We start from the raw sequence: 8,314 nt of genomic DNA on the forward strand, positions 1-8,314 counted from the left end.
TCATCATGAACTCGAGTTTTGTAATTTTTTCCATTGCTAAACCATTGCTTTTTCCAATAAACGCCATAATTTACACTCCTCCTCATTCTTTCATCATTACCGCAAAATCATTCTTGTTCATCTGGATTACCAATCAATCCAAACCTTCTTTCTCTTTCACTCTCCCTTAAACCACGAAACTGCTCCTTTGATTTACAGTAAAGCTCTGAAACCACCTCTGAAACATCCAACAATCGTCTATTGGTATAGAAGTTACTCCTGGTTCCTGCACCTTCGATCCGGATAGGATTAGGAAGTTCCATCCATTTTTTGATTTTGAAATAGTAATAGATTTCGACTGAATGAGAAGGCAATTCTATGATGCCGTGACGCGGTAGCTCTTTCAGGGCTTCAATTTCTCCTGTAAAGCGAATCCCCGCATTGCCGTTAAACAAGTTGATGGATTGATACAGGGCAATATACTTGATGTTAAGTCGCTGATCAGCAACCAGTTTCTTTGGAATGTAATAAAAATTTTCCTCCATGCACTTGTTGAATTGCTCAATGCTTTTTAGCATCCCTACCAACACATTGCGATCTTCAAAATCAATTCTTTCCAGGTAGTCATAAACGCCTATTGGTAGAACCGCTTTGTCAAAGGCGGTATCTGATGAACTTTCGACCAAATCCTTGATCAAACCGGAAACCAAATTCGTGGCACCAGGCAAAAAAGGCAAACCACCTATGTTAACTTCTTCAATACTTTTGTAAAAACGGTGCTGTTGATAGAGTTGTTCTTCTCGATAAGGGAATAGCACATAGGCACCATACATTCTGTGATGGAAAACATCTTCACTATGACGATTCTTCGTCACAATGGCATCTCGATATCGATGCATGGTGTTAATATCTTCTTCTTCCGGACCCGGGTTGCGATAAGCTCGGTAATATGATGTGTCCTCGATGGCAGGATTAATGCGGTATTTTGCATCGAAAATGTACTCGTACTCATTTTGTGAACCGTTCTTTTCAATGGATAAGATGCTATCCGGACGCTGTGAAACTGTGGGCATGCTCTTGTTGCTTGGGTTGTATGTAATTCTGATGCGTTCATCTGTTGCAGGCACACGGTACTGAACAGTTGAACTAACACCTTTTATAAGATTAACCGTCAATCCAGAATAATCAACTTTTATACAGTCTTGTTTAATAAGCTCGTAGTCTCTATTGACCATCAAACCATTTAGCTTTAAAAAGCACCAGTATTCATAAAGCTCTGATACATTTTTCATGGACAGCTGATAGATTTCTCCATTGACCGACAGACCTTTTTGGAGCATCAGGTAATACTTGTAGATGTCTTTGTAACCAGGCGCCATGTTCAGCACAAGTGAAAGTGATTGGGCTGTATGAAGATTTCCCACCTCGCGTAAAACTGAGAACTCCAACCGCTGATTCACCTCTTTGGTCATCCCGCTTAAAAGCTGGATTACCAAGGGATCTTTTTCTCGATTGATGGCAGCATATCTCCGAAGAATTGCATCGATTTTTCGTTTCACCGACGTTGCAACAAATTTAACAAATCGGTTTTCGTAAGTGTCAAATGAGATGCGTTTTTGAACTGAGAGTGCTTTTTGAGGAATTAACTGGTGTTTCACCCTCTCTAAATAATGAGAGTTCTTTTCAATCCACCGGAGTGTTTTCCCATGGGATCGCTTAATTTTATGGAATGGAACCACTTCTACTTCTTCATGTAAAATATGGTGTGGCCGTTGCAATACGTAATCCACACTCTTCATGAGTTTTTCAAAAATCAGGCGAAGCATATGGTAATACTCGGCTAAGCTATTACCAACGTATTGGTTGGGCGATGCAAGCTGGTATGTCTTTTTCAAAAATTCGAACGCCAAGTTATGGATTTCGCAGTTCACATCTTCAAGCAATGAATAATAATCGTCCTGATAGTCCAGTTTTGATGGAAAAACCTCTATTTTGATTTTCATGGTTTCTTTTTGGTCTGCCAAAATAACCAATTCAGTGTAACCAATTTCTGAACCAAAGTTAAGTATACCCGTCATCAAACGTCCACGATTACCCACCGGTTGAACCTGTCGCCGAATTAACTGGCTCTCATGCCAAAAGTCGATCTCTTGAAATCCATTCTTCTCAATAATCAGTTCATAAGATTGTTCTTCGAAAAAACAGGGTCTTATTTGGTATTGGCCATAATACGTCTGCTTTTCTTCTTTTTCCTCAGCATCCATAGACGGATGAAAAACATCCGCCTGAAAAGGTATCTTGCTGGTTATCCGCATTTTTGATTGTGCATCACTGGTTCGAAGCTTCTCATATTTTGGATGAACTGGTTTCCCTTTTATGGTAATATCAAATGCTTCAGTTGTGATGCTAACCAGCTTCTCAACATTAGATCCAGAATGAGGTGAAGCCATCTTCTTCAAACCTCCGCATCATGTAAGTGAGCTTTACGGCTGATTGTATATATGCCTTTCCATCATCGTTCGTCTTAATCATTTGCTCCATCTCGGGGTGAATGATGCTCTCTGGGTTAAGCCCACTTGATGTGTCGTTGATGCATACTTTAAATAGATCAAGTAGGGCTCGCTTTATGGCAGGGCTGCTGCCTTGGATTCGGGGCAATATTTTCTGGAGTATCATCCGATCAATGGCCTCTTCAAAGCTTATGAGATTACTTTCTTTATTGTAAAGTGCGTAGAAACATATCTCGTCCCTTACTCGATAACCAAAATGTAGCTGTGCAGCTTTCAGTTTTTCATTGATAATGGTCAGTTCCTGTACCACTTCATTCACAAAGCTGCTTTCTTCAAGACAATCATTAAGAATCAGGTATTCACTCTTTAAGAATTTGTTCGGCAGGGTTTTCACTTGCACATCTGATAATTCTTGGTTATCTGGTAGACTAAGATCCACATATGAAAATTCAATGGTATTGGCACGGTCCAATACTTTTTTGCTAAAAGGGAATGTGGATTCGTCCATGTTGACAGTACCAACAAAGTAGAGGTTTTCAGGAAGTCCAAGGTAGCGATAATTGTTAATAACTTCTGAGTCCGAGCCCAAGTATTCTAAGGGAATAAGAGGATCCGTTTGAATCTTTACACCTTCAGCTTCAAACTCTCGGGTTTCTAAGATTGATAGTATGTCACTAAAATAGTATTCCACCCGAGCCAAGTTCATTTCATCAAGGCACATAAAGTGCGGTATTAATGGGTTTTCTGCAGCTTTTTTCACAAAGTTCGTGAGAACACCCTGGTGGAAATTGCCGTTCAAGTCCCGATAGCCCAACAGATCGGTGGCATCGGACCAATCAGGCTTGACTGGAACCATTTTAAACCGGCCATTGTTGACGGTTGCTCCCATCGCCTCTGCAAACAACCGAATAAGCTTTGTTTTGCCTGTGCCGGATGTGCCTGCAAGCAAAACAAAAGGTTTCGATTTCAAACATAAATACAGGTTCTCAACGAGACCCTTTTCAAAGGAGAAACCTTTATTGCTGATATAATTACTTATTCTGGCAATTTCTTCAGCAACAGAATTGTATGAATCAATATGAATGACCATTGGATCCTCTACCCCTGCTTCTGTCTTCTCTCTTTCTTGTTCTTCAGTTTGAGGGTCAACGTTAATTACTGGGTTCTTTTCCCGAGACCACCTGAAATACTGTTCGTAAAGACCGACAAAGGTTTTGAGGTCTGAAAAAAGCACATCATCCGGTGGCAAATGACCGACTTCATACAGTTTGTAAGCTATTGTACCCTTCTCATAGTATTCATGCCCAATCTCAACATCACAATCCATTTGAATTGATGGATCTGCTCCTTGAAAAAGCTTCCTAACTTCCCTACTGTGTTCTTTCATGTGGTTTATTGTTGCATTTTGTCCAAGTTGTTCATAGGTTTTTGTATAACCTTGATTAAGAGTCAAGTATAGCTTTGTCATGTCCTCCGAGAAAACATACACGATATAGACCCCGTCTTGAATGGTTGTGGTAATTTCTTGATTAAAAACTGCTATCCACGGAATTTTTGCCCAATTACCTTGCCCCGGACTTCCTTTCACACCATAGATGGTTTGATCAATAAATGTTTGTCCAGCGATAAGATCCGTAATATCCTTACGAATTTTACGTGCAAGTTCATTTCTACCAAAAGGTTCGTAATCGCGAGCATGAACATATTGATCCATGATTTCCACTAAGAGATCACGAAAACTCGAGTTATTGTCAACAACGTCTACTTGCCCTTGGTTTGCATAGTAATATATAAGCTTTTGTTCTAATAATTCAACCAATCTGGTTTTTTCATCATCACTTAATTGCTCGACGATTTCTTGATGCAGATAGAAATATTCTTCATTCTTTTCGTTTTCGTCAGCTACCAACTCCATAAAGCCATTCTTGCTGAAGGACTGGTATGGGTTTCCCTTGAAATGGTTCAGCACTTGCTCCACCGAAGAAGATTGGATTCTTGAGATAATCGTACTCACATCATAGTCAGGAGACAATCCGCGGTTCACTCTACCTTCGTAATACTCCTTGCATTTTCGTGCTAAATCAGTGGCTTTTATCTTACCTTCATGATCCATGTGCTTCAGCATTTCAAGAAGCATTACCATCTTGTAAGATTTTTGATAGTTTCGCAAGTCTTTTTCATCGCCAATATGCTCTAAAAAAGAGCGGTACACGTTGAGGCCAGCTCCGGCCTCAATTGCAATGTCCATGAGGGAATAAAACTCCTCACGTGTTGCTATAAAATTAGTGCCCTGGTTTCCTCCTTTGAAACCTTGTAATTCAGGCTTTTCTAAGATGCTACTCTTTAGAATGGGCTGATATGCCAGGTTGACTTCAACCTCAACATCACATCGGAGACTCTCTTCTTTACTTATATCGTTATCTTTGTAATAATGCCTTTCTTGCTCTCCATCCACAGTGACATACGGGTTCGACACAACTCTTCCCAATCCATAGCAACCTGAATCATTTCCAGTTACCCAGAAAATGACTTTATCACCTGGTTTTATCTTGTCCTTATGAGCTGTGACTGTCCATTTCTTCACGTGCTTATTTGCTATGGCTCTAACAATATCATACTTACCAGGGTTTCCTTGAAATATCCAGTAGTTATGCTCACGAGGTTTTACGTTAAAAATATATCTGAAGGGTTTGTTAGTTCTTTCAATTTCTATGTATTCGGCCTCCTCATCCGGGACCAGAATGGACACTTTTTTCTGATTAGACTTTGAAACTCTTCCACGAATTATGTGGTAAAAACTGCTTGCAAAGATATCCTTCATTACTTTTTTAAGCTCTCGATTACTATCGTAGCGGATTTGGAGATGATATTTTTCTTCAGAATCTTGCCCAGTTTGCCTAATTGCTCTTAGCTCTGCCTCATAATCCACATTATTTAAAACGATCGTAGTTTTTGAGCTTCCACCAATGGGCACAAGTTGATTCATGTTCGCTTCTTCAAAAAAAGGTCGATACTCTAGTGGGATATGAATACCGTACTCAAATATGGACCAATCGACACGCTTGACTGCAATTTGGTTCTCCTTATTTTTGTTTTTCGACCAACTCTTTGACTCTTTTGCCATTATTATCGCTCCCTCCTCTTCTCAAAGGAAACATTCAAAGCAAGCAAAACAAATTTGACTAAATTCTTCTATTTCTGAATCGAATAGGATAAACTTCCATCCGTATTAAGGTGGTAATCAATGCCTTCTGCCTGGAACAATCTAATGATGACTTCCGTCCGCTTATTCATTATAAAACTCAGTTCATCTGTTATTTCAGACCACTTTAACCTGCGGTTATTATCGTATGTTCCACCACTCTCATATACAAGAATCACCAAATCATATGTGGCTTTTGCTATGTCCTGATTTCTCATTCGCATTTCACGATAACTATCATGTTCAATGGGTATCATCTTTTTCACATCTTCGATTTCATATAACATATCAAGAAGCTTCGCAACATCATGATTATTGCTCTGTATCATGTTAACCAGGTCTGTAATAATTTTATAGGCCATCATCTCAACCCTAGCTGTTACATCAAGATATTCTTCAAACCGCATTGCTGTATCTGCATCAATGGTATTAGAACTCCGAATGTCAACGAATTTCTGAGCCACGTGCTGATGAATTTTTGAGCCATTGTGCTCGCGAATTTATGAGCCAATAGCTTCGTTACTGTCTTTGCTTTTGATCTTTGACAAAGTAAAACAAAAAGTTCGTCGTCAAGGCTGTTAAGATGTGGTCAACGCCAGAGGCGTTGTCCAAGCGGTTGTGGGCTCTGTGGGTAACTACACTTGGGGAGTTATCCATAGAATCCACAATTGCGGCAACTTAATAGCCTGTCACCCCTGCTCCATTCGATAAGACGGATTGTTCATGTTAAGTATGTGGGAACGAAAAGTAAGTCGATCCACCAATGCCGTAATCAGTGTTGGATTTTCAAAAAGCTCTGTCCACCTAGAGAATTCAAGGTTACTGCTGATCATAACACTGCTTTTTTCTGCCCGGTCAGAGATGACTTTGAATAAGAGTTCTGATTGATGGCGGTTGAAACTCAAATATGATAGCTCGTCAATGATGAGCAGTTCAACTTTCTTAAGTTGCTTTTCAAGCTTTTGCAGCTCTCGTTGATCTTTTGCTTCCACCAACATGGTGGCCAAAGTAGCAGCTGTAAAGAACTTTACCCTAAATCCAGCTTCACAGGCTTTTAGACCAAGGGCTATGCTTGTGTGGCTTTTACCACCACCTGAATTGCCGATCATGACGATGTTTTGCCGATTCCGGATGAAATCACAGCAGGCCAGTTCATGAATGAAGGCCTCTTCAACGTGCAGAAGTCGGTTTAGATCCAATTCTTCCAATGTTTTTTGATGTGGAAACCCAGCTGCTTTAATACGTCGTTTTTGCTGATTGATTCGACGGGATTCCAGCTCTTGCTTCATCATGGCTACAAGAAAGTCTTCATAGCCTACCTGTTCACTCTGACGTAGGATTTCCTGATACCGTGAAAAGCTGGGTATACGCAGTTGTTTTGCATACAGGGCAATGATTTCTTTCTTCCCGTTCATTGTCCCACCACCTTGTATTTACGGTCATAGGCCGTAAGGTCAATGGTGTTCACTGAGATAGCCCCAGTGAGATGTGGCATTGGTTCAATGGGCGGATTTAGTTCGCTTCTGACCAGTTCGATAGAGGGCTTAATACCTGCCGGCAATTGGTCACGAACTGCTAAGAGACGGTTAACCCCATACTCAACACTTAACTTTAGTAATTTAACCGTATCTTTTGCATCATGAGGAAAGGTTTTTCCCCAGTCCAATAGTTCGACAGCAGCAGATTTTCGAACGGGTTTAGAATGATACACTGACCGGGGCTTTTGTTCCAGCAATGGCAGATAATGCTCCAACTGAAACAAAGTGTCTGATCGGCCATAACAGCGTGTGTGATGGGCAATTTTTTCTGCATTGTGGTAACAGGTAATATGATTGCCGTAAGCTTTAATGCTTATCTGACGACCAACCAGCTCGACTGGTACTGAATAACGGTTTCGGTCAAACTGAACAGTACTGTCATCGTATACACGAGCTGGTACACTTTTACTGGTGTCAAAAACGTAGGCCGGGAGTCGGTGAAGAGCAAAACAGTCTGTTTCTGACTGCTGACCCACGGTTTGGCTTCTGCCCTGTATTTGATGATGACGGTACTCCAGACAACCGGCCAGTAGAATGTTGTTTAATTCTTCAATGGTTTCAACTCGTGGTACTGGGACCAGTATGTTTCGCCGGGACCAACCCACAAGGTTTTCCACCAGGGATTTTTCGTTTCCACTGTTAATGTTGGTGAAATGCATCGTAAAAGCATAGTGTGCACTGAGTGCCTGATAGGCAGCCTGGGGCTTGGCGTAAAGGCCGAATCCTTCTTTAACGGCCACTCGTGCGTTGTCGAAGATGATTTTTCCTGGCACGCCGTTAAAATGGGTAAAGGCGTCTACATGGCCTTCCAGAAATGATTCTTGGTTCTGGCGATAGAAGGCTTTGACAAAAATATCTGCACTGTAGCAGGGGCGGTAACAGAATAGCTGTACTTTTGTTTTGTTGCCTTTGATGTAAACTGTTGCTTCTCCCCAGTCCACTTGGGCAGCTTCACCTGGATCAAATTCCAGCGGCATAAAAGCTTCTTTGTGTTTAGGTCTCATTTCATTGACAATATTTCGAATGGTGGATTCGCCACCGGTAAAGGCTTTTTCACGTTTTAGGCGGTGATAGATTCGCCTGGC

5 protein-coding genes are annotated in these 8,314 nt (G+C 41.0%); all 5 read right to left on the reverse strand.

Annotated elements, in window-relative coordinates:
* Window positions 1-107: 107 nt before the first annotated feature.
* The gene (locus tag QOL74_RS17450) at window positions 108-2,429 is read right to left on the reverse strand and encodes a restriction endonuclease-like protein (protein WP_283410786.1); all 2,322 of its coding nucleotides are present in this window, start codon (window positions 2,427-2,429) and stop codon (window positions 108-110) included.
* On the reverse strand, window positions 2,404-5,613 hold the full coding sequence (locus QOL74_RS17455) for an MrcB family domain-containing protein (protein ID WP_283410787.1): 3,210 nt from the start codon (window positions 5,611-5,613) through the stop codon (window positions 2,404-2,406). The genes QOL74_RS17450 and QOL74_RS17455 overlap by 26 nt, the downstream gene beginning before the upstream one ends.
* A 68-nt stretch (window positions 5,614-5,681) precedes the next feature.
* Entirely contained in the window at window positions 5,682-6,098 is a 417-nt protein-coding gene (locus tag QOL74_RS17460; RefSeq protein ID WP_283410788.1) for a hypothetical protein, read from the reverse strand.
* Between the two features lie 282 nt (window positions 6,099-6,380).
* Window positions 6,381-7,106, reverse strand: a complete 726-nt coding sequence (gene istB, locus QOL74_RS17465; protein ID WP_283410789.1) for an IS21-like element helper ATPase IstB — start codon at window positions 7,104-7,106, stop codon at window positions 6,381-6,383.
* Window positions 7,103-8,314: IS21 family transposase (istA, locus tag QOL74_RS17470; protein ID WP_283410790.1), on the reverse strand; the 1,212-nt coding region annotated here is incomplete at its 5' end. The genes istA and istB, both read right to left, overlap by 4 nt.

Origin of the sequence: Anoxynatronum buryatiense (assembly GCF_900182905.1) — a bacterium.
Taxonomy (GTDB): Bacteria; Bacillota; Clostridia; order Peptostreptococcales; family Tindalliaceae; genus Anoxynatronum; species Anoxynatronum buryatiense.